The sequence below is a fragment of the Brucella pituitosa genome, from assembly GCF_965577835.1.
Classification (GTDB): Bacteria; Pseudomonadota; Alphaproteobacteria; order Rhizobiales; family Rhizobiaceae; genus Brucella; species Brucella pituitosa.
Genome location: NZ_OZ264093.1, coordinates 829,015 through 854,162 on the forward strand (window position 1 = coordinate 829,015; position 25,148 = coordinate 854,162).

The window sequence follows — 25,148 nt, forward strand, 5'->3', positions numbered from 1 at the left end:
GCGTTTAATCGCACCCATGGCGCTCGCTCTAGATTCTTTTAATTGTCGCATGTTCGCGAACGTTCAATGAATCCATTTAACTGCGACATGCTTGAGCCTATGGTTAGCGCCGACCAAACAATCGTTCAATGTCGGTCAACTTCAGCTCAATATAGGTCGGGCGTCCATGATTGCATGTACCGGAGCCGGGCGTCGCCTCCATATCACGCAAAAGCGCATTCATTTCTTCAGGTTTAAGCCGTCGACCCGAACGCACTGAACCGTGGCAGGCCATGGTGGCAGCGACATGGTTCAACATTGCTTTGAGACCATCGGATGTGTCGTGCTCCGCAACTTCATCGGCTAAATCGCGGATAAGCTGCTGCACGTTCATCTCGCCAAGCATGGCTGGTGTTTCGCGCACCGCAATTGCGCCGGGACCAAACTGTTCAATACCAAGGCCGAATCGTGCCAGCGTTTCAGAATGGGCAGTGAGTCGCTCTGCATCTTCTTCCGGCAGGTCAACAATTTCGGGAATCAGCAGCATCTGCCCCGGTATCGGGCGAGAATGGAGCGCATTCTTCAGCGCTTCATAGACGAGGCGCTCGTGCGCTGCGTGCTGGTCTACGATCACCAGACTGTCTTCTGTCTGCGCGACGATGTAATTTTCGTGGATTTGTGCGCGCGCAGCGCCAAGCGGCTTCTGCATCGTTTCGACAGAGGCTTCCGCGATGGTGGCGCGTGCATCGGCTGCAGGAATTGTTACAATCGTTGCCTGCTCGTCTTCATGAAAGGCAAGCGGGCTATCAAAACTTAGTGGCTTATGTGCCGGGTGTGCCGTTTGCGGCGACCATTCTGTACGTGGCGCGGATGGTGTCGCTGGTCGCCACGCAGGAGCCGCGTAATTGCCGGTAGAGGCGCGCGGTTGAAATCCTTCAGCCCGGAACGCTTGCAGCATGGCTTCTGCGCCGCTTGTTGCCGGGCGTATGCCCGATTGTGCAAGCGCTTGCTTGATGGCGCCGACAATAAGACCACGCACAAGGCCTGGATCGCGGAAGCGGACATCTGCTTTGGCGGGATGCACATTCACATCGACCAAAGAGGGATCGAGCGTCAGAAACAGCACTGCCACCGGATGGCGGTCACGTGCAATGACATCGGAATATGCCCCGCGTAGCGCTCCGAAAATCTGTTTGTCGCGAACAGGACGGCCATTCACATATGCAAATTGATGCAGTGCATTGCCTCGGTTAAATGATGGGATGCCAGCAAAGCCTGCAAGTCGCACACCATCGCGCTCGGCATCAATATGCAGCGCATTATCCGAAAACTCCTTGCCGAGTATCTGGCCGATACGTTCAAGGGTCGCGTCTACACCGCTCCCTGTGGCCGGAAGTTCCAGCGGAGTTCGATCCGTGCCTGCTAACGAAAACCGAACCTGCGGGAAGGCGATTGCAATCCTTTTGACGATATCGGTGATGGCGGTTGCTTCGGCGCGATCCGTTTTCATGAACTTAAGGCGCGCAGGCGTCGCGTAAAAGAGGTCGCGTACTTCGGCAATGGTGCCGCGATTAAGCGCCGCCGGGCGAGGGCCATCAAGATGCCCGCCATTGACCACTACTTCAAAGCCGGACTCGGCGTCCTGCGGACGTGATTTCAGCGTGAGTTTTGAAACTGAGCCGATGGATGGCAACGCTTCGCCGCGAAAACCCAGCGCGCGAATATCATTCACATCGTCGGTGAGCTTGGACGTGCAATGGCGTGAAACGGCGAGTGGCAGCTCATTGGAAGGAATGCCCGAACCATTGTCGGTCACGCGCAGAAGCGTCTTGCCGCCGCCAGCGGTCACAACCTCAATACGGGTTGCGCCAGCATCGATTGCGTTTTCGACAAGTTCCTTGATCACGCTGGCAGGGCGTTCAATCACCTCGCCAGCGGCAATCTGGTTGATAATGGTTTCGCTTAGGTGCTGGATCGTCATGACACAACTATAGCGGATTCGCGATTGCTAAAAACCGCCATTTATCGATGATCCAGATCACAATTCGCTTCTTCGTTGCAGGATCAGGTGCGCCCATAAATATCATCGTAACGAACGATGTCGTCTTCACCGAGATATTCGCCGCTTTGTACTTCAATCAGGACAAGCGGAAGAATGCCAGGATTTTCTAGACGGTGCTTGAAGCCGCAAGGGATATAGGTCGATTGATTGTTGGTGAGCAGGATTTCCCGCTCGCCATTGACGACCTTTGCCGTGCCGGAAACCACAATCCAGTGTTCGGAACGGTGATGATGTGCCTGCAAGCTTAGACGGCGACCGGGCTTGACCTCGATACGTTTGATCTTGAAGCCATCGCCTTCTTCCAGCACTGTATAAGTGCCCCATGGACGGTGAGCGGTGCGGTGCAATTTGGCCGCTTCGTGGCCTTGAGCACGCAACTTGTTGAAGACCTTGCGCACATCCTGTGCCTTATCGCGATGGGCGACAAGCAGGGCATCCGGTGTATCGACAACCAGAAGATCGTGAACGCCAACGAGACTGACGAGGCGCGTTTCCGAAAGAACAAAGCTGTCGGTTGTTTCTTCGAGGACCGTTTCGCCACGCAGCCGATTGCCGTCAGCATCCGGCTCGATCAGGTCTGCCATTGCTGCCCACGAACCAATATCGGACCAGCCACAGGAAACAGGGATGCAGGCGATGTTGTCTGCCTTTTCCATGACGGCATAGTCGATGGAAATAGCAGGTGTTGCCGCAAACTGATCCTTGGCAATTTCCAGCGTTCTGGTTTCGCCGTTCACACCACGACGCGAATGCTCGAGGGCTGATCTGGCGCCGATCAACACTTCCGGTGCGTGGCGCTGCATGGCGTCGATCATCGTTAGAGCCTTGAAGCAGAACATGCCGGAATTCCAATAATAGCGGCCGCTCTCAACATAGGTCTGTGCGGTGGCTGCATCAGGCTTTTCGACAAAGCGCAGAACGTCCGTGCCATCGACTTCGATGTAGCCGAAACCGGTCTCCGGATGATCAGGAACGATGCCGAAAGTGACGATGCGGCCAGCATCGGCAAGTTTGCGTGCTTCCAGTACAGCATCTGCGAAAGCGGCTTCATCTTCGATCAGATGATCCGCTGGCATGACGAGCAAAGTCGCGTCAGCGCCATAGGTCGATGCTGCTTGAAGCGCAGCCAACGCCACTGCGGGTGCCGTATCGCGGCCCACCGGTTCAAGAAGGAATGTATTGTCGATTTTGCGCGCAGAGGTATCCGTCTTAGCGTCTGCATAGGCATCAAGCGTCAGAAACAGGAAATCGCGGTTTGTGACAGTGAGAATCTGATCGGCATCCTGAAGGTGCGAAGCGCGTGCATAGGTCTTGCCGATCAGCGTGCCGCCGTCTGGCAGTTCGATGAACGGTTTTGGATGGGCGTCGCGCGAAAGCGGCCAAAGTCTGGAACCAGAACCGCCGCTGATGATAACCGGGATAAAGCTCATTTGCTGGTGGCATCCTTCGTTGCGTTACGGGCGATTTCGAGTCCCATTGTCAATAATTCATTGGCCTGAGCTTCGCTGGCGGCTTCGACATAGCAGCGCAGTTCGGGTGCATTTCCTGACGCGCGATAATGCACGGCATTCCCTGATTTGAAGAACAGCTTTACGCCATCGATTGTTTCGAACCGTATAACGGTGTCAGTCGCTGGGAAAAGCTGAATGCGTGCGTCTTCCTGCGTGATGACTGACAGAAATGCGGTGCTCTTTTCTTGCGGCACATTCTGCAAACGGTCGCTCAATGCAATTCGAAAACCATAGCTGTGCGCGATTTCGGACAGCGGCGTTTGCGTTTGCTTGATCGTGCTCAGGCAGGCAAGAATTGGCAGAAGCGCGTCGCGTGTAGGCAAAGCGGATAGTTGTCGACCATCCTTGTCGATGGTGCTGCCGAGAAGCACCCCGCCATTGGCTTCAAATCCAACCACGCTTTTTGCGTTTTCGTTGAGAGCTTGTTGCATGCCCGCAATCACATATGGCGAGCCAACGCGCGTGCGTAGAACGCGGGTAAACTTCCCACATTCTTCAAGTGCTGCATTGGATGTGACTGGCGTGACGATGACATCGGCACCGACCCAGGCAGATGTGATGGCACCCACAAGATCGCCGCGCACGAAATGCCCATGCTCGTCTGCAATGAGAGGGCGGTCTGCATCGCCGTCGGTTGAGACGATGGCGTCAAAACGGTCCTGCTGCGCCCATTCGGCAAGAAGGCGAATATCTTCCGGGCGTAGCGCCTCTGTGTCGACAGGCACAAAAATATCGGAGCGGCCAAGTGCTACCGTTTCCGCACCAAGTGCGCCAAGGATTTTGGTGAGAAGGTCGCGCGCCACCGATGAATGTTGATAGATGCCGATTTTCAGTCCTGTGAGGCTGCCACTGCCAAAAAGCTCGATGTAGCGCTCAGCATAGGCGTTGATTGCGCTGTCGCTTACGGACAAGCCAACTGCTTTCCGTGATGAAATATCAGACGGGAGGGCAGCATAAGCCGCATTTATTGCGGCTTCATCATCCTTATCGATCTCGCCATCGGCGCGATAGAACTTCAATCCATTGCGATCATCCGGGATATGACTGCCGGTGATCATGATACATGGCGCATTTTGCGCCATGGCATAATAGCTCAGAGCGGGTGTGGGTAATACACCGCAATCAACAGATGTGAAGCCTGCATCTTCAATCGCGCCCATTACAAGCGCTGCGATATCAGGACTCGATGGTCGCAAATCCTGACCGACAAACACCTTGTCGCCTGCGTTCAGGCTGCCCCTCGATTTCAGCATATGCACAAATGCCAGCGAATAGGCATAAGCAGGCAATCCGTTAAGCTCGGTCGCTAGCCCTCTGAGACCGCTTGTACCGAATTTGAGGGAATTGACTGTCATGCTGTGTCCGACCTGTTTTCCAATGAAAATCAATTTAGTGCATTGTTTAGACTACCAGAACGATCTTTGTGCGCCCAACAAGGCGCGCGGCGCTCTAATTCCAATATCAGGCTCTGTAAGAGCCGCTTCTCATATCGCGTATATTACGGATCGTTTCAATCGCTGCGTGTTTATGTGGTTATCGAGAACTTTCCGAGTAGGGCGGTTCCAGTTGATATCAAATCGTTGGAACCGCTCTATCTATTTGTCTTTACACTTTTCCGAACGCAAAGCCGGTTCTTATTTTTGGCTCAAATACTCTAAACATAGTCCCGATGGGCGGGCAGGTTCAGGTCTGGCAGACTTTCAGCTTGCATCACCGCACGGGCAACGGCATGAGCCATCACAGTTGCGGCAATAGCACCAATGGCAGTTACATCAGCTTCAACACCTTCTGCCTTGCCTGTCGAGAGCGCAAAGATCGTATCGCCATCCCACATTGTGTGGATGGGGTTAATCGAACGGGCAAAACCGTCATGCGCCATGCCAGCGATCTTTTTGAGCTCAGCCTTGTTGAACGGAACATTGGTTGCAATGGCGCCGATGGTCGTGTTGGCCCCGCCAGACTTGACGACATTGCGGCCCTGCATGAGCGAGTCCATGATGTTGCGGAAGCCTTTGCCGTCTTCGTTACGCGCGCCCGCCAATATCTGCTGCGAGTTGGGGGCGTAAACATCACCCACAGCGTTTACGGCAACGATGGCGCCAACCACGACGTCTGTTCCGGGAACCTTGTAGCTCGCTGTGCCAAGGCCACCCTTCATCGCATATTCCATGCCAAACATTTTGCCGACAGTTGCACCGGCACCTGCGCCAATATTACCTTCGCCGGAGGCTTCGGCTTTTGCTGCCTTACACGCCAGATATCCGGCTTCTTCATCGGGGCGAACGGAAAAATCTCCAACGCCAAGATCCATCAGGATCGCGGCAGGCACAATCGGAACAACACCCTTGCCGATCTTGAAACCCAGGTTGTTTTCTTCGAGATAGCGCATCACACCGGTCGCAGCACTCAGGCCATAGGCGCTGCCGCCGGACAACAGAATTGCTTGTACCTGTTGAACATAATTCATTGGATCAAGAAGATCAGTCTCGCGCGTGCCGGGTGCAGAGCCACGCACATCAACACCTGCGGTTGCTCCTTCTTCGCAAAGCAAAACGGTGCAGCCGGTGGGGCGCTTGGTCAGCGTGTGATGCCCGAGTTTCATTCCCGGCACATCGGTAATGCTTCCGCCCATCAATTCCAGCATGCTTTCTTCTCCCCTTTGTGCTGCTGTTGCCGAACCGACTAAGAAGGGTATTGTCCCCAACCCCGCAAGCGATTTTGCGAATGTTCTTCGATCCATAGGTATGTCCTCCCCCAAAGATGATTGTTTATTCAGACGATATATTCTTTTCCCTTGCGCGACGCTGGCGCAAGACATCTGCCACGAATGTTCGCGACAAGGCGTGATAGAGCGGCTCATGTGAGATGAGGCGCGCGGTGCCATATCCCAGCATCGATGCACACATCAGCGGAATGACATTGTTGTGGTTGCCGGTCATTTCCAGAATGATGACAAATGCAGTCATGGGTGCCTGCACAACGCCGGCAAAATAGCCCGCCATACCCAGAACAGCTGCGAGACTGATGCTGGTCCCCAGAAGCAGTCCTATGGTGCTGCCAAGTCCAGCGCCAACGGATAGGGATGGTGCAAATATGCCGCCGGGAATACCGGACACCATAGAGAGAAGCCCTGCAATAAATTTCTCTACGAAGTAGAATGGAGACAGCGGCAGACCTTCCACGGCGCTACGCGCTTGATCATATCCGGTGCCAAAAGTTGCTCCACCTGATGCAATGCCGATGATGGCAATCACCAGACCACAAGCGCCTGCTATCAGTACCGTATCCCGAAGCGGAGCTTTCTGCACGCGGCGGCGTACACGATTTGTCAGGTTGAGTGCGAGCGCGCTGAATGCAGCGCCGAATGCGCCGCCGATCACACCGCAGCCAATCACCAGAACCCAATCCATATGGGTTGTAACGGTTACAGTCGTCAGGCCGAAATAATTATAATTGCCGACGAGGCCGAGTGAGGCGAGACCTGCAAGGATGACTGCCGAGAGAACCAGACCGTTGGTTCGCGCCGCATAGGCACGCCCCATTTCTTCGATGGCGAACACGATGCCCGCAAGCGGTGTATTGAAGGCTGCGGCAATGCCGGCTGCTGAGCCTGCCAGAATGAGTCCGCGCGCTTGCTCCATGCTGCCGATGCGTGCCGATAACAGCATGATCGATGCGCCGATCTGCACGGTGGGGCCTTCACGCCCGATGGACGCGCCTGAAAAAAGGCCCACGATGGTCAGAACGATCTTACCAAATGCAATCTTCAACGAGAGCAGCAACGTCCTGTCTTCATGATTGTTCAGGTGACGGGCAGCAATCGCCTGCGGGATACCGCTGCCGCCGGAGCCGGGGAAACAGGCGATTGCGATCCAGGAACACAGCATGAAACCAAGTGGTGTGATGATGAGGGGCAACCAGGCCCGCCATGGGCTGGCAGAACCATCGGTCAATCTCTTGAACCAGTCCTGTGCAATATCTGCGGCTTCTGCAAAGGCGACGCTGATAAGGCCAATTGCGATCGCCCCGCACCAGAAAACGAGCCGAGGCTTCCACAAACGTGGAGACATCCACATTGCCCGTGAACGGCGAATGAGTGGAACGCGTTGATATGATTTACGCATTGTGCCCCCTTTGGGCCAATTACACAAAGTATGCGGGCGATTTATCATGAAAATCGTTATCAGTAACTGAAACTTGTCCGCAAAAGACTTTCCAAGCAGTCATAACCATGTTACCAGCCGGTGCCAATTCAACACGAAACCCAGTCTAGTCGCTGCTCCCGGATGTTTACCGGAGAGGCGGCTTTTCTCATTCGGTAAAACCGGTAAAGGAATTGGCAATGGCAAAAATCGTGGAATCTTCCACTGGCGCGCTCGCTCTCACCTTCGATGATGTGCTTTTGCAGCCGGGTCATTCCGAGGTGATGCCCGGACAGGTCGATCTGCGCACACGTATTGCCAAGGATATCGAGCTTAACCTGCCCCTGCTTTCCGCTGCAATGGACACCGTAACAGAATCGCGTTTGGCCATCGCCATGGCGCAGTCGGGCGGCATTGGTGTTATTCACCGTAATCTGACACCTGAGCGCCAGGCCGAGGAAGTCCGTCAGGTCAAGAAGTTTGAATCCGGCATGGTGGTAAACCCTGTCACAATCGGACCAGATGCGACACTTGCCGACGCGCAGGCGCTTATGAAAGCACATGGCATTTCGGGTATTCCGGTCGTTGAAAATGCAACCAAGGGCCCGGGGCGTCTGGTCGGCATTTTGACCAATCGCGATGTGCGCTTTGCTTCTGATCCGGCACAGAAAATCTATGAACTGATGACGCGCGAAAACCTCATCACTGTGCGTGAAAACGTGCAGCAGGATGAAGCCAAGCGCTTGCTGCATGCACACCGTATTGAGAAGCTGCTGGTTGTTGACGATAAAGGCCGCTGTGTTGGCCTCATCACGGTTAAGGACATTGAGAAGTCGCAGCTTAATCCAAATGCGGCCAAGGATGCACAGGGTCGTCTGCGTGCCGCTGCTGCCACGAGCGTTGGTGAAGACGGCTATGAGCGTGCCGAACGTTTGATTGATGCAGGCGTTGATCTTCTCGTGGTTGATACGGCGCATGGTCATTCGCAGCGTGTTCTTGATGCGGTTGCACGCATCAAGAAGGCCTATCCGAATGTCGCTATTCTCGCAGGCAATGTTGCCACCGCTGGTGGTACGCAGGCGCTTATTGATGCGGGTGCGGATGCCGTCAAGGTTGGTATCGGACCGGGTTCGATCTGCACGACGCGTATTGTTGCAGGCGTTGGCGTTCCGCAGCTTTCCGCAATCATGTCGGCGGTTGAAGCAGCTCACAAGCACAACATTCCGGTAATCGCCGATGGTGGCATCAAGTTCTCCGGCGATTTCGCCAAAGCGCTTGCTGCCGGAGCGGTCGCAGCTATGGCAGGCTCGCTTCTGGCGGGTACGGAAGAAAGCCCGGGCGAAGTTTATCTGCATCAGGGTCGTTCGTTCAAATCCTACCGTGGTATGGGCTCAGTCGGTGCAATGGCTCGTGGTTCGGCAGATCGCTATTTCCAGGCGGAAGTGCGTGACGAGCTGAAGCTGGTACCTGAAGGCATCGAAGGTCAGGTCGCTTACAAGGGCCCGATCTCAGCCGTTCTGCATCAGCTTGCCGGTGGCCTGCGCGCTTCCATGGGTTATGTCGGCGCGAAGACACTCGAAGAGTTCCGCGATAAAGCGACCTTCGTGCGCATTTCCAATGCGGGCTTGCGTGAAAGCCATTCCCATGGTGTGGCAATCACTCGTGAAAGCCCGAATTATCCGGGCGGCATGTAATATCCACTGGATGGTGCAAGATATAATACCAAGGCGGCCTTCGGGTCGCCTTTTTATTTTGCAAGCGACGGTAATTCATCATCGCTGATGAGGAGATTGCTGGCGCTTTCGACGATGCATTCGGCAAGAGCATGAAAATCTTTACGGCGCTTACTTTGCCTTCGCCACAAAAGTGCTATTTCCCGTTTGGGCTGTTCACCTTCAAACGGAACGATGCGCATGTGATTGCTGCGTGCCTCGGCACGAACGGCAATTTCCGGGATCAGTGTCAGGCCCATGCCATGGCTCACCATTTGCAGCAGTGTCGTCATGCTGGTCGCGCCATATTTCACCAGCTGTCGCTTCGACGGCAATGAGCAGACCGCCAGCGCCTGATCGCGCATGCAATGGCCTTCTTCCAGTAACAGCAAACGATCCAGCACCACACTATCCTGTGTCATGGGTGAGGAGAGTATCGTCTGGTCATTGCTTGAAGTGGCTATCAGAAAGCGGTCGTCGAACAGTTTTTCATGCGCAAGTCGCTCATCTGCGATTGGAAGTGCCGCAACGATAGCGTCGATTTCACCAGCATGAAGTTCATCAAGTAGTTTTGCTGTTACACTTTCGCGCAGTTGCAGACGGAAAGACGGATGCCGGTCTCTGAGTAGTGGAATGAGATGGGGCACGACATAAGGTGCAACGGTCGGAATAATCCCAAGGCGCAACTGGGTTTGCAGCAAGCCTTTGCTTTGTGCCGAGATTTCCTCCAGCGCGTGAAGCTCTTTGAGAATCGTTCTGATGCCGGGAAGCAACTCCCGACCAAGCTCTGTCATGATGACTTTGCGTTGCGAGCGCTCGAATAGTGGCGCGCCAGCGACGGCTTCCATTTCAGCAATCTGTGCCGAGAGGGCAGGCTGAGAGATATGCGCGAGCTCAGCGGCTTTTCTAAAATGTAGCGTGCTGGCAAGTGCATCGAAGTAGCGCATTTGTCTGATCGTAAACATGATAAGAAAATCCTATCAATAATAACACAAAAAGCAATTGGAGATTATTATTGGAACAAGTCTAAACTGTTTTCGTTACCCAGCGAGAGTGGGGCATAGCAGGGCTATGTCGCGCCAAAAGCCAGGCTGATTGCTGGATAGACCAATTTATTTTAGGAGGGAAATTCCCATGGCAGACCGTCCGATTATGACTACAAGCGCTGGTGCGCCAATCCCGGATAACCAGAATTCCCTTACCGCTGGTGAGCGCGGTCCTGTTCTGTTGCAGGACTATCAGCTGATTGAAAAGCTGTCGCACCAGAACCGTGAGCGTATTCCTGAGCGCGTCGTTCACGCCAAGGGTTGGGGTGCATTCGGCACGCTGACAATTACTGGCGATATTTCTAAATACACCAAGGCCAAGGCGCTGCAGCCGGGTGCCAAAACCCCAATGCTGGCTCGCTTCTCGACTGTTGCCGGTGAGCAGGGTGCAGCTGATGCCGAGCGCGATGTGCGCGGCTTTGCATTGAAGTTCTACACCGAAGAAGGCAATTGGGATCTGGTTGGCAACAACACGCCAGTTTTCTTCGTGCGTGATCCGCTGAAGTTCCCGGACTTCATTCACACCCAGAAGCGTCATCCAAAGACCAACCTGCGTTCGGCGACCGCTATGTGGGATTTCTGGTCGCTTTCGCCGGAAAGCCTGCATCAGGTGACGATCCTGATGTCGGATCGTGGTCTTCCAACGGATGTACGCCATATCAACGGCTATGGCTCGCATACCTATTCATTCTGGAATGATGCTGGCGAGCGTTATTGGGTCAAGTTCCACTTCAAGACCTTGCAGGGTCACAAGCACTGGACCAATGATGAAGCTGAGCGCGTGATCGGCCGTACACGTGAATCCACGCAGGAAGATCTGTTCACTTCCATCGACAAGGGCGAGTTCCCGAAGTGGAAAGTTCAGGTGCAAATCATGCCTGAACTTGATGCTGACAAGACGCCTTATAACCCCTTCGATCTCACCAAAGTGTGGCCGCATGCCGACTATCCGCCGATCGATATTGGCGTGATGGAACTCAACCGCAATGCGGAAAATTACTTCACCGAGATTGAAAATGCTGCGTTTTCGCCATCAAACATCGTGCCGGGTGTCAGCTATTCGCCAGATAAGATGCTGCAGGCACGCCTGTTCTCTTATGCCGATGCGCATCGTCATCGCCTTGGTACGCATTATGAGAACCTTCCGGTCAACCAGCCGAAATGCCCAGTGCACCACTACCATCGCGATGGTCAGATGAACACTTTTGGCGGTATTGCGACGGGTAACCCCGATGCCTATTACGAGCCAAACTCGTTCAATGGTCCGGTTGAGCAACCAACGGCCAAGGAACCGCCGCTGCGGATTACTGGTAACGCCGATCGGTACAATCATCGTATCGGCAACGATGATTACTCGCAGCCGCGTGCCCTGTTCAATCTGTTCGACGATGGGCAGAAAGCGCGCCTGTTCTCGAATATTGCGGCGGCAATGACCGGTGTTCCGGGCTTCATCGTCGAGCGTCAACTCGCTCATTTCAAGCTTGCGCACCCTGATTATGAAGCTGGTGTTCGCAAAGCATTGAAAGATGCGCATGGCTATGAGGCCAATACGATCGCTCTTGAAGAAGAGTCGACCGCAGCGGCTGAGTAAGCGACTTAGCAACCATTTAAAAGGCCGGGACGATTGTTCCGGCTTTTTGCTTTTGAGGGGATCAATTGCGGCATGATAAAATACACCGCGCTCTAATTGCCGATTGCCTTTTCCCATCAAGGAAGGCTATGCCCGACACTTAAGATGTGAAGGAGTGGTAATGCGGCTTGGCGGACGCCTTCAGGCGGCGATTGAGGTTCTGAACGATATTGAAGCGGGCAAGCGCCCGGCTTCCGATGCGCTGAAGGATTGGGGTGCATCGCATCGCTTTGCCGGTGCTGGCGATCGTGCTGTTATCGGCAATATTGTTTATGATGCGCTTCGCCGCAAACTATCCATTGCGTGGCGCATGGATGCGGATGATGCACGTGCATTGGCCCATGGCGCGCTGGTCTCCGAAGGTGGCATGGATTTCGCAGCCATTGATGCCACGCTTGAAGGCGATAAATTTGCCCCTGAACCTCTGGAAACCGCACGTCGCGAAGCCTGGGCCAGTCGCGATCTTTCTGCAGCACCAGCATTTGTGAAAGCCGATGTGCCCGAATGGTGCGTCCCGTCATTTGAAGCGCTGTTTGGTGAACGATGGGTGGAAGAGGCCGCAGCCCTTGCCACACGCCCACCAGTCGATCTCAGAGTGAACCTGCTGAAAGCCACGCCTGAAGCCACGCTCCAGGCCCTTGAAAAGGCGGGCGTTGCAAAGGCACCGTTCCTTGATCAGGCCTTGCGTATTCCGCCGATTGAAGCGCTTGGACGTCATCCCAATGTGCAGACCGATCAGTCCTTTCTTGACGGCTGGTTTGAGGTGCAGGATCTGGGATCACAGCTGGCTGCCCTGTTTGCAGGTGCGCAGCCCGGAGAGCAGGTGCTGGATTATTGTGCGGGTGCGGGCGGTAAGACGCTGGCGCTGGCTGCCGCTATGCACAATAGCGGACAGGTTCACGCTTATGATGCCGAACGCGCGCGGCTTTCGCCAATGCATGACAGATTGCAGAGAGCGGGCGTTCGCAACACGCAGGTTCACGGCAATCTCGATGCACTCGCGCCGCTTATCGAGCGTATGGACCTTGTGCTGACCGACGCTCCATGCACCGGTTCGGGCACGTGGCGACGCAGACCGGATGCAAAATGGCGTCTCAATGATCAGCAGCTTGAACGTCGTGTGCAGGACCAACAGGAAGTGTTGGAAGCAGCCAAGCATTACGTGAAGCCGGGCGGACGACTGGTTTATGTGACCTGTTCGCTATTTGACGAAGAAAATACACGACAGGTTGAGCGCTTCCTTTCTGAGAACAGCAACTATTCGGAAATTGCCCCGTCGGAACTCTGGAACAGGGTAGTTCCGGAAGCCGGTGCGGTTGCGCCGGTGTATCCTGCGCGCGGCAGCGTATTTTCTCCATTGTCAACGGATACCGATGGGTTTTATGTGAGCGTTCTACAAAAACGAGGCTAATCTCAGGGAACTTTATGCCAGCGCACAGAATTGCCGAGCCTGATTTTAAAGAGCGCGTTGAAGAGAGTTTTGGCCGCCAGGCGGCCATGAAATTGATCGGCGCGGAACTCACGCGCTGTGAGCCAGGCATTGTTGAAGTCGAAATGCCGTTTCGCGAAGAGCTGACACAGCAGCACGGTATTCTCCATGCGGGCATCATTTCTGCGGCATTGGACTCTGCCTGCGGGTATGCAGCCCTTAGTCTTATGCCGACTGATGCTGCGGTGCTTACAATCGAGTTCAAGGTCAATCTGTTGGCCCCAGGTAAAGGTGACCGTTTTCTGTTTCGCGGCGAGGTTACCAAGCCCGGTCGGACGATTATGGTCAGCGATGGTCAGGCTTTCGCTGTGACAGACACAGAAGTGCGTCTTATTGCGACCATGACTGGCACGATGATGGTTGTTCAGGATCGTAAGGGCCTGCAGGGATGATCAAAACCATTGCAGGAAAACGTCTTCTTTATGTCATGGCGACAGAAGCGGAATATGGTCCATATCTGAGTTCGCTTTTCTCGCCATTTATGATCGGTGTCGGTCCGGTCGAAGCTGCAATCAATCTGACGCGCGTTCTCACCCTATTCGAACAGCAGGGCGAATTGCCCGATCTGATCGTCTCGCTTGGCTCAGCTGGATCCGCGACACTTCCGCAGACTGAAATCTATCAGGTCTCATCGGTCGCTTACCGCGATATGGACGCTTCACCCTTAGGCTTTGAAAAAGGCTGCACACCATTTCTGGACTTGCCGAGAACCCTTGATTTGCCGTGTCTGGTGCCGGGTCTTCCCAGTGCGTCGCTTTCATCCGGTGCGAATATCGTCTCCGGAAAAGCCTATGATACAATTGATACCGATATGGTGGATATGGAGACGTACGCCTGCCTGCGTGCATGTCAGGCATACGGCATCACTCTGATTGGCCTGCGTGGCATTTCCGACGGCGTACGAGAATTGCAGCAGGTGGGCGACTGGACCGAGTATCTCCATGTTATCGACGAGAAGCTCGCAAGTGCGGTTGAAGAGCTGGAAGCGGCGATTTTGGACGGCACCCTGATACTTCCTGACAGGGATATGTCAGTATAGGCTAAGTTTCTCTGTTGGATTGTTGAAACGTGGCACTTCTTCCATTGCATTTTGGCCGCTTTTTATCTAGATGCTCCGCATGAGCACCACGGCACATCCTGACACTATCCTTATCGTCGACTTTGGCAGCCAAGTCACGCAGCTGATTGCACGCCGCGTACGTGAAGCCGGAGTCTATTCCGAAATCGTTCCGTTCCAGTCGGCGGAAGATGCCTATAAGCGCATCAATCCGAAGGCTGTGATCCTGTCGGGTAGTCCACACTCGACAACGGACATCGGCAGTCCGCGCGCGCCGCAGGCAATTTTCGAGGCGGGCATTCCCGTTCTTGGCATTTGCTATGGCGAGCAGACCATGTGCGCCCAGCTGGGTGGCAAGGTCGAAAGCGGTCACGACCGTGAATTCGGCCGCGCGTTCCTCGAAGTTCAGGAAGACAGCGCACTGTTCGCTGGCATATGGGCCAAAGGCACGCGTCATCAGGTCTGGATGAGCCACGGCGACCGCGTTACAGCGCTTCCTGAAGGTTTCAAGGTTATTGGCACGTCGCCAAATGCACCTTTCGCAGCAATTTCGGATGAAAAGCGTAAGTATTTCGCAGTTCAGTTCCACCCGGAAGTGGTGCACACGCCAGATGGTGCAAAGCTGCTTCAGAATTTCGTTCACAACATCGTCGGCATCAAGCCTGACTGGACCATGTCTGCCTATCGCGAACAGGCAGTTGACGCCATTCGCAAGCAGGTCGGCAAGGGCAAGGTCATTTGCGCTCTCTCTGGCGGCGTTGACTCCTCAGTTGCCGCTCTCCTGATCCACGAAGCAGTTGGCGATCAGCTGACCTGTATCCTCGTGGACCACGGCCTGATGCGCAAGAACGAGGCTGCCGATGTGGTGGCCATGTTCAAGGAGCATTATAACCTGCCGCTGATCCTCGTGAACGCGCAGGACCGCTTCATTAGCGCTCTCGAAGGCGAAAGCGATCCGGAAAAGAAGCGTAAGACCATTGGGCGTTTGTTCATCGAAGTTTTCGAAGAAGAAGCGAAAAAGCTCGGCGGCGCAGACTTCCTTGCGCAGGGTACGTTATATCCGGACGTTATCGAAAGTGTCTCGTTTACGGGTGGTCCTTCAGTCACGATCAAATCGCACCACAATGTTGGCGGTTTGCCAGAGCGCATGAACATGCAGCTGGTCGAGCCTCTGCGCGAACTCTTCAAGGACGAAGTGCGCGTATTGGGCAAGGAACTGGGTCTTCCTGACAGCTTCATCGGACGTCATCCGTTCCCCGGTCCGGGTCTTGCGATCCGTTGCCCGGGCGGCATCACGCGCGAAAAGCTTGAAATCCTGCGCGAAGCAGATGCGATCTATCTTGATGAAATCCGCAAGGCTGGCCTTTACGACGCTATCTGGCAGGCTTTTGCCGTTCTGCTTCCGGTTCAGACCGTTGGCGTTATGGGTGACGGCCGTACCTATGAATTCGTCTGTGCACTGCGTGCAGTGACTTCGGTTGATGGCATGACTGCTGACTTCTACCACTACGACATGAACTTCCTTGGAAATGCGGCTACCCGTATTATCAATGAAGTACGCGGTATCAATCGCGTAGTCTATGACGTGACTTCGAAGCCTCCGGGTACGATCGAGTGGGAATAATATCCGCCAAAAATCGATCTAAATCACTGAAATGAAATAATTTTAGCGTTCATGCCTATCGATGTCTATCGGTAGGCATGTTCGTTTTCGTGACTGCATGTTGTGGCCCCCACGCCCAGACGCCTTGGTTTCTACGAGGTGAGATTCTGATTGAATAAACGGGAATCTTGTCCATTCTGTCGTAGAGGTCAACGTGGCTGCCACCGGGAGTGATCAGCAGCTCCTTTCTACTTATGAACAAGTATAGTCGCCTTCACAGCCGCCGCAGCGCGGTTCTCGACCCCAAGTTTAATGTAGATCTGTTCGAGATGCTTGTTCACGGTACGGGCACTCAGGTCGAGAATAGCACCGATGTCACGATTGGTTTTTCCTCGCGCGACCCAAAGCAATACATCACTTTCGCGGGGCGTCAGGCCGAAATGAACGCGAAGCATATCCTGTTCCCCGGCCTGATCAATAGCAGTCAGGCGAAACAGGAACTCGTTCGCACCCGTGGAGCCGAGATAAGCAAGATGCAGTGAAATACGGTCATCTGCAGAGATAATGTCTGGTGCATCTCTGGAAGCGTCTTGTCTGTCTCGCGCCTGCAGCCACTCGGCGCATTTTTCCTGCAACAACGATTGTCCTTTGCCGGGGGCGCTGACACCATCCATCAGACGTACGGCTTGAGGCGTCGACCAGAGGATGGATCCATCGCGATCCACGGCGAACAGATGTCTGCCGCTTGCATCAAGCGCCACGCGTGCGCTTTGCACGGAACGGGCGTTGGTCAGATGCACTTTTATGCGCGCCCGCAGTTCGTCGATATTGATGGGCTTACTCAGATAGTCGACCCCACCCGCTTCGAGTGCGTGAACGATATGCTCGGTTTCAGTCAGGCCGGTCATGAAAACTACTGGCACCTGCGAGATTGCCGGATTCGCTTTGAGCTGGCGGCAGGTTTCAAAGCCGTCCATTCCCGGCATAACAGCGTCCATCAGGATCATGTCCGGGGTGATACGCTCTGCAATGCCGAGTGCCGCGCTGCCCGATGTGGCGATTAGCACGGAGTAACTCGCCTGTTCGAGCGCCTCAGTTAGAAAGCCGAGTGTCTGCGGGGAATCGTCGACAATTAGAACCGTGTCGCGGGGGAGAACACTCATAGCCGGTGATCCATTTTTTGTTCCAGATCGCGTAAGAACATATCATAGCCAGACATGTTGAATGCACGAATATATTCGCGCGCATTTTCAACGAAGGGAACGAGGCTTTCGTCCTGCGCGAGAAGAGTGAGTTTTGCCTCGATCCCTCGGACATAGCCGATTTCACCCAAACGGATCAGATCCTGGAGGTCGGTGATTGTGGGACTGGTGATGGTTGCCTGTAGCGGCTGAGGTTTGCGCTGGTCTTCTTCTTCGTAAATCCAGTTGAGGCCCAGATGCACGGCAAGCTTGGCGTGAATCTGTCGAATGTCGAATGGCTTGGTCAGCGCGTCATTATGTGCGTTGTCTGGCAAGCTACCAGGCCGTGTGCCATCGCCTATATTGGCTGAAAGCATAATGATGGGCGAAGTTTCACCCTTATCGCGCAGGCGGGCCACCAGTTCCCAGCCGTCCATCTCCGGCATTCGGATATCGATGAAATAGAGATCCGGGCTGATGCCGTCGATCAGGGTCAGACATTCCGGTCCGCTCTTTGCCGTCAACACGATGAAATCGAGCGGTGTCAGAATTTCGCGCATCAGCGTGCGATGGTCGTCATTGTCATCGACGATGATCAGGGTACGTCGTGGGCCGCTATAGTTCTCAATCTTTCGCGTTGGAGCAGCCAGATTGATCGGGCGGTCGATGGCACTCAGCATCAGGCGGACCTGAAAAGTCGAACCTTTACCGTAGGTGCTTGTGACTGAAAGTTCACCGCCCAGCGTGTTGGTCAGAAGCTTGGTGATCGTCAGGCCGAGGCCGAGGCCCGGCAGATGGCGGGTATGTTCGGTCTCACCGCGCTGGAAGGGTTCGAAGACACGCTCAAGATCCTTATCCGCAATGCCGCGACCAGTGTCCATGATCTTGAATGTCGCAACCTGATTGCGATAGTCGACCTCCAGGGCGACTTCGCCCTTCTCGGTGAATTTGATTGCGTTGGTCAGCAGGTTGACCAGTATCTGACGCAGGCGCTTCTCGTCAGTGCGCACATATTGCGGCAGTGTCTTGGCCTTGTGATAACGAAATGTAATACCCTTGGCTTCTGCCTGCGGCTTTAGCATATCGATGATCTGGTCGAGAAAATCGTGCAGAATGATCTCGTTGGAATAGACCTGCAAATGGCCGGTTTCGATCTTGGATATATCGAGAAGTCCATCGATCAGTCCCGAAAGATGATCGGCGCTGCGCCGGATTAGCTTGATCGACGGCTGGCGGGCCACCGGAATGGTTTCGTCGCGCTCCAATATCTGCGCGTAACCAAGAACCGCATTGAGCGGCGTGCGAAGTTCATGGCTGAGGCCGACGACATAACGGCTCTTGGCGCGGTTTGCGGCTTCGGCATTGTCCTTGGCCTGTTGTAACGCTGCGTCTGTTTTTTTGTGTGCTGATATTTCTCTCAGCAAAAGTGCGGTTTGTCGTGAGGATTCCTCTTCCGCAACATGACGGCTGTCATGCGCCAGTACGTAGAACCAGCAGACGATCATGGCAATCAAGGCCAGAACGAAGAACACGATCAGGATCGTTCGGTTGACGACCTCTGCGGTTTCGGGCGATGCCGCACCCGCATGATAAGCCACGAGAGCGAGGATAAAGCCAAGAAAGGCAACGGAAGCGACAACCGTGACAGCGTAGCGCCCCAGCCGTGTCGAGAGTTTTTCAATGACGGCGGTGGGCAGCAGTGCGTGTGCTACTTCGGCGCTCTGCGCTCGTAAATGCGCCTTCGGTTTGCAAAGGTCGTGACAACGGCTGTCGAGCGAACAGCAGAGCGAGCAGATCGGCGCGGCATAGGCTGGACACCAGGCCATATCCTCCGGCTCGAAATCATGTTCGCAGACCGAACAGGTGATGGCGAGTTGATTCTGCCAGGCCCGACGCGGCTTGCGGGCGAGGTAATATTTGCCGCCGGTTTTCCATGCGATCAGTGGAGAGACGATAAAGGCTACGAGCAGCGCGATATAGGGCGCGAGCGCCGAGACGACAGTACCGAACGCACCAAAATGGGCGGCTATCGCGACAAGGGAGGCAGTGGCCATTGTAGCCGTGCCGACCGGATTGATGTCATAAAGATGGGCGCGCTTGAACTCAATACCGGGCGGCGACAGGCCAAGGCGTTTGTTGATAAACAGATCTGCGGAGATCGTGCTCAGCCAGGCCATGGCAACGATGGAGAAAATACCGAGCGTCTGTTCCAGTACTTTATAGATGCCGAGCTGCATCAAGAGGAGGCCGATGCAGACATTGAATACGAGCCACACAACGCGACCGGGATGGCTGTGCGTCAGCCGCGAAAAGAAGTTTGACCAGGCTAAAGACCCGGCATAGGCGTTCATGACATTGATCTTCAACTGCGAGACCACGACGAAGGCGACCGTCAGCAGCAATGCTGCCGTATGAGACGGGATCATATAACCGAAAGCCGTCAGATACATATGCGCCGGATCAGCGGCCACACTGGCCGGAACACCTGTGCTGAGCGTCAGCACCACCAGAAATGATCCGGCCAGCAATTTGGGCGCGCCAAGCACGACCCATCCGGGACCAGCGAGAAACACCCCAATTTTATGCCGCCATTTACGTTGGCCTCCGGGTGGCAGGAAACGCAGGAAATCCACCTGTTCGCCGATCTGCGCCATCAACGCCAGAATGACTGCCGATGCGGCCCCGAACTGCACCAGCACGAAAGGTGCGCTGTCGCCGCCGGTAAAACCCGCCTGAATGCCGGAAAAGGTTAGCCAGAGATTGAATTTATCCCAGTCGACCAGTGCGATGAAAATGAAAGGGAGGATGTTGAGGGCGATCCAGAACGGCTGGGTGATGATCTGAAACCGGCTGATCATGCGCACACCATAGGTGACGAGCGGTATGACCACGATGGCGCTGATGATATAGCCGAGCCACATAGGAATGCCGAAGGCCAGTTCCAGCGCGCCAGACATGATGGAGGCTTCGATGGCAAAGAGCAGGAAGGTAAAAGTCGCATAGATGAGCGAGGTGACGGTCGATCCGATGTAGCCGAAGCTGGCACCGCGCGTCAAAAGGTCGATATCGACGCCATGACGTATGGCATAGCGGCTGATCGGCAGGCCGACCCCCAGCATGATAAGGCTTGCGACAATGATGGCGGCAATGGCGTTGCTGGTGCCGTATGACAGCGTGATCGCGCCGCCGATTGCTTCGAGAGCGAGGAAGGAGATCGCACCTATGGCGGTATGGGCAATGCGATTGGACGAGAAGCGGCGTGCGCTTTTCGCGGTGAAGCGTAGCGCATAATCCTCCAGCGTTTCATCAGCAACCCAGCGGTTATATTCCCTTCTGACTGGGATGATGCGTTGCCGCGCTGCCCCATGCTGTCCCATACTGCTCCATTTCCCCTCTGGCTCTTTATTGTGCCGTTTCAAAGAGAGATAGCAGGTAAACTCAATAATGCATATTTCACCCCGGTAACTACGTCATTTAACGTATAAGGAAACGGCGACCTCTCCCCAATAGTTGGCAATAACCCGGAGAACCGGGAGAACCATACAGAGAGGGACACACAATGAAATTCCGGTCGCAGATGCTTGCCGCGCTTTTTGCAAGCGCGCTTACCATCCCGAGCCTCTCCGGCGCATTTGCCGAAGAAGACACGATCAAGGTTGGTATTCTCCATTCGTTGTCGGGCACAATGGCCATTTCCGAAACGACACTCAAAGACGCCATGCTGATGCTTATCGAAGAGCAGAACAAGAAGGGTGGTCTTCTGGGTAAAAAGCTTGAGGCCGTTGTCGTGGACCCCGCTTCCGATTGGCCGCTCTTCGCTGAAAAGGCGCGCCAGCTGATTTCTCAGGATAAGGTCGCAGCCGTGTTCGGTTGCTGGACGTCGGTGTCGCGCAAATCGGTTCTCCCGGTCTTCAAGGAACTCAACAATATTCTGTTCTACCCGGTGCAGTATGAAGGTGAGGAATCCGAGCGCAACGTTTTCTATACGGGCGCGGCACCGAACCAGCAGGCAATCCCTGCTGTTGACTATCTGATGGAAAACGAAGGTGTTGAACGCTGGGTTCTCGAAGGCACCGATTACGTCTATCCGCGCACAACCAACAAGATTCTTGAAGCTTATCTGCTTTCCAAGGGCGTGAAGCCTGAGGATATCCGCGTCAACTATACGCCATTCGGCTTCTCGGACTGGCAGACGGAAGTGGCGGCGATCAAGGGCTTTGGTGCGGCAGGCAAAAAGACCGCTGTCGTTTCTACCGTCAATGGCGATGCTAATGTTCCATTCTATAAGGAACTCGCCAATCAGGGCGTAAAGGCAGAAGATATTCCGGTCGTGGCCTTCTCGGTTGGTGAAGAAGAACTGGCGGGTATCGACACTGCTCCGCTGGTCGGCCATCTTGCAGCGTGGAACTATTTCGAGTCGGTTGATAATCCGACCAATGCCAAGTTCATTGAAACCTGGCATGCTTTCACCAAGGATGACAAGCGCGTCACCAACGATCCGATGGAAGCATCTTTCATCGGTTTCAACATGTGGCTCAAGGCTGTCGAAAAGGCCGGAACCATCGATCAGGACGCTGTGATCGATGCAATGGTTGGCGTCTCCGTGCCCAATCTTTCAGGTGGCTATTCGACCATGATGCCCAACCATCATATCACCAAGCCGGTGCTGATCGGCGAAATCCAGTCGAACGGTCAGTTTGAAATTGTCAGCCAGACGCCGGGACTGATTGTTGGTGATGAGTGGTCTGATTACCTGCCGGATTCCAAGAACCTGATCTCGGATTGGCGCAAGCCGATGTCTTGCGGCAATTTCAATGTCGAAACCGGCAAGTGCGGAGGTCAGGGCGGATCCTGATAACGGGGATGCAGAGGGCGGGCATGGACGGGCCCGCCCCTTGCAGTTCAGAGGTCTGAACGGGTCACAATCGAGAATACAGCTATAATTAAGGAAGTCAGCTATGGAGTGCCGGATACGGGCCGTCTTGCTCGTCCTGTCTGTCCTGTTTGCCGTCATGGCGACGGCGGCGAGAGCGGATGAATTTCAGGGGCTTGTCGATGCATTGGGTAAGGCGAATTTTACCCAGATGCAGGACCGGATTTCCGCTCTTGCGGATACGGGCGATGCGCGGGTCGTGCCGGTGCTGAATGCACTTGGTGATGGCGATCTTTATATGCGCAAATCTGATGGCCGGGTATTCATTACCAAGGCATCCGGTGCGAGCTTCCAGCTTACGGACCCGATCACCGGCGAAAAGGCTGGAGAAGCGCCGAAAGGCGGGATGGAAAAGGTCAAAGTCAACAATTCCGTGCGCCGTGCGGTTCGCACCGCTCTGGGTGGGCTGACACTGATGAGTCCCAACCGGGGTGAGCGCCTGAAGGCTGCCGAAATTGTCGCCGCAAGCCCGGACGCAGACGCGCTTGAGCCAATCGAAGCTGCGCTTTCCAAGGAACAGGACAGCGCAATCCGGACAGTGCTGGAAAAGGCGCAGGCCGCGTCGCTTCTGATTTCCGATCGCCCGCTCGGCGATAAGTTGCGAGCGGCACAGTTCATTCAGGACCATGGCGATCGTTCCACCTTGTCGGTTTTGAGCGCCGCTCGCGCCAATGCGCAGCCTGAGCTTGCAGTGGCGCTTGATGGAGCCATCGCGCATATCGAGCAAAGACAGGCCTTATGGGATATCGGGCAGAATGTCTGGTATGGGCTGTCACTCGGCTCGGTGCTGCTGCTCGCCGCCATCGGCCTTGCAATTACCTTCGGCGTCATGGGCATCATCAATATGGCACATGGCGAAATGGTCATGCTGGGTGCTTATGTCACTTACGTGGTGCAAGACGTCATTCGCACCAGCTACCCCGGCCTGTTCGACTGGTCGCTTGCTATCGCATTGCCATTGGCATTCCTGTTCACGGCGCTGGTCGGGCTGACGATCGAACGTGGTGTCATCCGGTTCCTCTATGGACGTCCGCTTGAAACCTTGTTGGCGACCTGGGGTATTTCCTTGATCCTGCAACAGGCTGTACGCACGATATTCGGACCAACCAATCGCGAAGTTGGCAACCCATCGTGGATGTCGGGTGCGTTCGAACTGGGCGGTATGACCATCACCTGGAACCGCTTCTGGATCATCGTGTTTTCGATGGCCGTTTTCTTCACGCTGCTGGCTCTATTGAAACGATCAAATTTTGGCCTGCAAATGCGTGCTGTCACCCAAAACCGGCGCATGGCGTCGTCAATGGGTATCCGGACGCCCTATGTGGATGCGTTCACCTTCGCATTGGGTTCGGGAATTGCGGGCATAGCTGGTGTCGCGCTGTCGCAGATCGATAATGTGTCGCCCAATCTCGGACAGGGCTACATCATCGACAGCTTCATGGTTGTGGTGTTTGGCGGCGTTGGCAATTTGTGGGGCACACTGGTTGGCGCATTCTCGCTCGGTATCCTGAACAAGTTCCTCGAACCTTACGCCGGTGCAGTGCTTGGCAAGATCCTGGTGCTTGTGCTCATCATTCTCTTTATCCAGAAACGCCCGCGCGGTTTGTTCGCTCTCAAGGGCAGGGCGGTGGAAGCATGATTACGGCATTTCTGTTTCGAAAACTCGACCGGGGTGTCTTTATCGCCGCTGCCATCCTGATTGCTGCCGCTTTTGCTGTTCCGCTGCTCAATCTGCTGACAGCACCCGATCACTCGCTGCATGTGCCAACCTACATGGTGTCGCTGCTTGGCAAGTATCTGACCTATGCCTTGCTGGCGCTGGCGCTTGATCTGGTCTGGGGCTTCTGCGGTATTCTCTCACTTGGTCATGCTGCATTTTTTGCGCTCGGCGGCTATGCAATGGGTATGTATCTGGTGCGTCAAATCGGCGTGCGCGGGGTTTATGGCAATCCGGACCTACCAGACTTTATGGTGTTCCTTAATTGGAAAGAACTGCCATGGTACTGGTTTGGCTTCGACCATTTCTGGTTCGCTTTCCTGATGGTACTGCTGGTGCCGGGCTTGCTGGCCTTCGTGTTCGGCTGGTTTGCCTTCCGCTCCCGCGTGACTGGTGTCTATCTTTCGATCATTACCCAAGCCATGACCTATGCCTTGATGCTGGCTTTCTTTCGCAACGAGATGGGTTTCGGTGGCAATAACGGTCTGACCGATTTTAAGGATATTCTGGGCTTCAACATTCAGGCCGATGGTACGCGCGCCTCCCTCTTTGCCGTCTCCGCAATCGTGTTGGCCATGGCTCTGGTCTTCAGTTCGGCTGTCGTCAAATCGAAATTCGGCAAGGTGCTCGTCAGCGTACGTGATGCCGAGAGCCGCACTCGGTTTTTGGGTTACCGCCCGGAAAACTACAAGCTCTTCATCTTTACGGTTTCGGCGATGATGGCAGCTGTGGCCGGTGCACTCTATGTGCCACAGGTCGGCATCATCAATCCGGGTGAATTTGCTCCGGCCAATTCCATCGAAGTCGTCATCTGGACGGCGGTTGGGGGGCGAGCAACGCTCGTGGGGCCGGTGATCGGTGCAGTGTTGGTCAATTTCGGCAAGAGCGTCTTCACCACTGCATTTCCGGAAATGTGGCTGTTCGTGCTCGGAGCGCTGTTCGTCGCTGTTACCCTGTTCCTGCCAAAAGGCATTGTCGGCACATTCCGGTCATTCATGGTTTCACGTCAATCCGCAAAGGCATCAGTCGGGAACGACACGACAGTGCAAGCCAAATTGCAAGCGACGCCAGCGGAGTAAGATAGAT

At 54.8% G+C, this 25,148-nt stretch carries 17 protein-coding genes; 9 read left to right on the top strand and 8 right to left on the bottom strand.

Going from position 1 to position 25,148, the window contains the following annotated elements; translation table 11 throughout:
- Positions 1 to 103: 103 nt before the first annotated feature.
- The 5 genes from mutL to ACSME1_RS15070 form a co-directional block, all read right to left on the bottom strand.
- Complete coding sequence (gene mutL / locus ACSME1_RS15050; protein WP_105707884.1) at positions 104 to 1,960, bottom strand: DNA mismatch repair endonuclease MutL; 1,857 nt, start codon at positions 1,958 to 1,960, stop codon at positions 104 to 106.
- A gap of 83 nt (positions 1,961 to 2,043) precedes the next feature.
- The gene (locus ACSME1_RS15055; RefSeq protein WP_024897760.1) at positions 2,044 to 3,471 is read right to left on the bottom strand and encodes a mannose-1-phosphate guanylyltransferase/mannose-6-phosphate isomerase; all 1,428 of its coding nucleotides are present in this window, start codon (positions 3,469 to 3,471) and stop codon (positions 2,044 to 2,046) included.
- A complete protein-coding gene (locus tag ACSME1_RS15060; RefSeq protein WP_435655442.1) occupies positions 3,468 to 4,907 on the bottom strand; it encodes a phosphomannomutase in 1,440 nt (479 codons plus the stop codon). Before ACSME1_RS15060 ends, ACSME1_RS15055 begins: the two co-directional genes overlap by 4 nt.
- 299 nt (positions 4,908 to 5,206) lie before the next feature.
- Entirely contained in the window at positions 5,207 to 6,292 is a 1,086-nt protein-coding gene (locus ACSME1_RS15065; protein ID WP_024897762.1) for a P1 family peptidase, read from the bottom strand.
- A gap of 28 nt (positions 6,293 to 6,320) precedes the next feature.
- Complete coding sequence (locus ACSME1_RS15070) at positions 6,321 to 7,676, bottom strand: chloride channel protein (RefSeq protein WP_024897763.1); 1,356 nt, start codon at positions 7,674 to 7,676, stop codon at positions 6,321 to 6,323.
- A 218-nt stretch (positions 7,677 to 7,894) separates the two neighbouring features.
- Here ACSME1_RS15070 and guaB point away from each other — a divergent pair, with 218 nt between their 5' ends.
- A complete protein-coding gene (gene guaB / locus ACSME1_RS15075) occupies positions 7,895 to 9,388 on the top strand; it encodes an IMP dehydrogenase (protein ID WP_024897764.1) in 1,494 nt (497 codons plus the stop codon).
- Positions 9,389 to 9,441: 53 nt separating this feature from the next.
- Here the strand turns inward: guaB and ACSME1_RS15080 are convergent, their stop codons facing one another.
- Positions 9,442 to 10,371 (bottom strand): hydrogen peroxide-inducible genes activator, encoded by a 930-nt coding sequence (locus tag ACSME1_RS15080; protein ID WP_105707881.1) that lies wholly within the window; start codon positions 10,369 to 10,371, stop codon positions 9,442 to 9,444.
- 169 nt (positions 10,372 to 10,540) lie between these two features.
- On the opposite strand from ACSME1_RS15080, the gene katA reads away from it, so the two are divergent.
- The 5 genes from katA to guaA all read left to right on the top strand — a co-directional run bounded on the left by katA (position 10,541) and on the right by guaA (position 16,252).
- Entirely contained in the window at positions 10,541 to 12,043 is a 1,503-nt protein-coding gene (gene katA, locus ACSME1_RS15085) for a catalase KatA (protein ID WP_100557747.1), read from the top strand.
- Between the two features lie 160 nt (positions 12,044 to 12,203).
- The gene (locus ACSME1_RS15090; protein WP_100557748.1) at positions 12,204 to 13,493 is read left to right on the top strand and encodes an RsmB/NOP family class I SAM-dependent RNA methyltransferase; all 1,290 of its coding nucleotides are present in this window, start codon (positions 12,204 to 12,206) and stop codon (positions 13,491 to 13,493) included.
- Between the two features lie 14 nt (positions 13,494 to 13,507).
- On the top strand, positions 13,508 to 13,963 hold the full coding sequence (locus tag ACSME1_RS15095) for a PaaI family thioesterase (protein WP_024897768.1): 456 nt from the start codon (positions 13,508 to 13,510) through the stop codon (positions 13,961 to 13,963).
- Entirely contained in the window at positions 13,960 to 14,610 is a 651-nt protein-coding gene (locus tag ACSME1_RS15100) for a 5'-methylthioadenosine/S-adenosylhomocysteine nucleosidase (protein WP_024897769.1), read from the top strand. Before ACSME1_RS15095 ends, ACSME1_RS15100 begins: the two co-directional genes overlap by 4 nt.
- Before the next feature lie 79 nt (positions 14,611 to 14,689).
- Positions 14,690 to 16,252, top strand: coding sequence for a glutamine-hydrolyzing GMP synthase (gene guaA, locus ACSME1_RS15105; protein ID WP_024897770.1), 1,563 nt, complete (start codon positions 14,690 to 14,692; stop codon positions 16,250 to 16,252).
- A gap of 227 nt (positions 16,253 to 16,479) precedes the next feature.
- Here guaA and ACSME1_RS15110 read toward each other — a convergent pair whose 3' ends face one another.
- Together ACSME1_RS15110 and ACSME1_RS15115 are read right to left on the bottom strand one after the other, a co-directional pair.
- Positions 16,480 to 17,394 (bottom strand): response regulator transcription factor, encoded by a 915-nt coding sequence (locus ACSME1_RS15110; protein WP_024897771.1) that lies wholly within the window; start codon positions 17,392 to 17,394, stop codon positions 16,480 to 16,482.
- Positions 17,391 to 20,789 carry a hybrid sensor histidine kinase/response regulator gene (locus ACSME1_RS15115; RefSeq protein ID WP_105707879.1) on the bottom strand — a complete coding sequence of 1,133 codons (3,399 nt, stop codon included), beginning with the start codon at positions 20,787 to 20,789 and terminating at the stop codon, positions 17,391 to 17,393. The genes ACSME1_RS15110 and ACSME1_RS15115 overlap by 4 nt, the downstream gene beginning before the upstream one ends.
- A 200-nt stretch (positions 20,790 to 20,989) precedes the next feature.
- Between ACSME1_RS15115 and urtA the strand changes: the two genes are divergently transcribed.
- From urtA to urtC, 3 genes are all read left to right on the top strand, one after another.
- On the top strand, positions 20,990 to 22,267 hold the full coding sequence (gene urtA / locus ACSME1_RS15120; RefSeq protein ID WP_374844450.1) for an urea ABC transporter substrate-binding protein: 1,278 nt from the start codon (positions 20,990 to 20,992) through the stop codon (positions 22,265 to 22,267).
- A gap of 103 nt (positions 22,268 to 22,370) precedes the next feature.
- Positions 22,371 to 23,984, top strand: a complete 1,614-nt coding sequence (gene urtB, locus ACSME1_RS15125; protein WP_105707875.1) for an urea ABC transporter permease subunit UrtB — start codon at positions 22,371 to 22,373, stop codon at positions 23,982 to 23,984.
- Positions 23,981 to 25,141: an urea ABC transporter permease subunit UrtC gene (gene urtC, locus ACSME1_RS15130; RefSeq protein WP_100557754.1), complete on the top strand. Its 1,161-nt coding sequence runs from the start codon at positions 23,981 to 23,983 to the stop codon at positions 25,139 to 25,141. Before urtB ends, urtC begins: the two co-directional genes overlap by 4 nt.
- The last annotated feature ends 7 nt before the right edge of the window (positions 25,142 to 25,148 follow it).

What these genes read in the sequence shown, in the direction of transcription:
- guaB (WP_024897764.1), top strand. Translation starts at nt 7,895, where the DNA reads ATGGCAAAAATCGTGGAATCTTCCACTGGCGCGCTCGCTCTCACCTTC.
- ACSME1_RS15070 (WP_024897763.1), bottom strand. Translation starts at nt 7,676, where the DNA reads ATGCGTAAATCATATCAACGCGTTCCACTCATTCGCCGTTCACGGGCA.
- ACSME1_RS15055 (WP_024897760.1), bottom strand. Translation starts at nt 3,471, where the DNA reads ATGAGCTTTATCCCGGTTATCATCAGCGGCGGTTCTGGTTCCAGACTT.
- guaA (WP_024897770.1), top strand. Translation starts at nt 14,690, where the DNA reads ATGAGCACCACGGCACATCCTGACACTATCCTTATCGTCGACTTTGGC.
- ACSME1_RS15110 (WP_024897771.1), bottom strand. Translation starts at nt 17,394, where the DNA reads ATGAGTGTTCTCCCCCGCGACACGGTTCTAATTGTCGACGATTCCCCG.
- ACSME1_RS15090 (WP_100557748.1), top strand. Translation starts at nt 12,204, where the DNA reads ATGCGGCTTGGCGGACGCCTTCAGGCGGCGATTGAGGTTCTGAACGAT.
- katA (WP_100557747.1), top strand. Translation starts at nt 10,541, where the DNA reads ATGGCAGACCGTCCGATTATGACTACAAGCGCTGGTGCGCCAATCCCG.
- urtA (WP_374844450.1), top strand. Translation starts at nt 20,990, where the DNA reads ATGCTTGCCGCGCTTTTTGCAAGCGCGCTTACCATCCCGAGCCTCTCC.
- ACSME1_RS15060 (WP_435655442.1), bottom strand. Translation starts at nt 4,907, where the DNA reads ATGACAGTCAATTCCCTCAAATTCGGTACAAGCGGTCTCAGAGGGCTA.
- ACSME1_RS15115 (WP_105707879.1), bottom strand. Translation starts at nt 20,789, where the DNA reads ATGGGACAGCATGGGGCAGCGCGGCAACGCATCATCCCAGTCAGAAGG.
- mutL (WP_105707884.1), bottom strand. Translation starts at nt 1,960, where the DNA reads ATGACGATCCAGCACCTAAGCGAAACCATTATCAACCAGATTGCCGCT.
- ACSME1_RS15080 (WP_105707881.1), bottom strand. Translation starts at nt 10,371, where the DNA reads ATGTTTACGATCAGACAAATGCGCTACTTCGATGCACTTGCCAGCACG.
- urtB (WP_105707875.1), top strand. Translation starts at nt 22,371, where the DNA reads ATGGAGTGCCGGATACGGGCCGTCTTGCTCGTCCTGTCTGTCCTGTTT.
- ACSME1_RS15095 (WP_024897768.1), top strand. Translation starts at nt 13,508, where the DNA reads ATGCCAGCGCACAGAATTGCCGAGCCTGATTTTAAAGAGCGCGTTGAA.
- ACSME1_RS15065 (WP_024897762.1), bottom strand. Translation starts at nt 6,292, where the DNA reads ATGGATCGAAGAACATTCGCAAAATCGCTTGCGGGGTTGGGGACAATA.
- ACSME1_RS15100 (WP_024897769.1), top strand. Translation starts at nt 13,960, where the DNA reads ATGATCAAAACCATTGCAGGAAAACGTCTTCTTTATGTCATGGCGACA.
- urtC (WP_100557754.1), top strand. Translation starts at nt 23,981, where the DNA reads ATGATTACGGCATTTCTGTTTCGAAAACTCGACCGGGGTGTCTTTATC.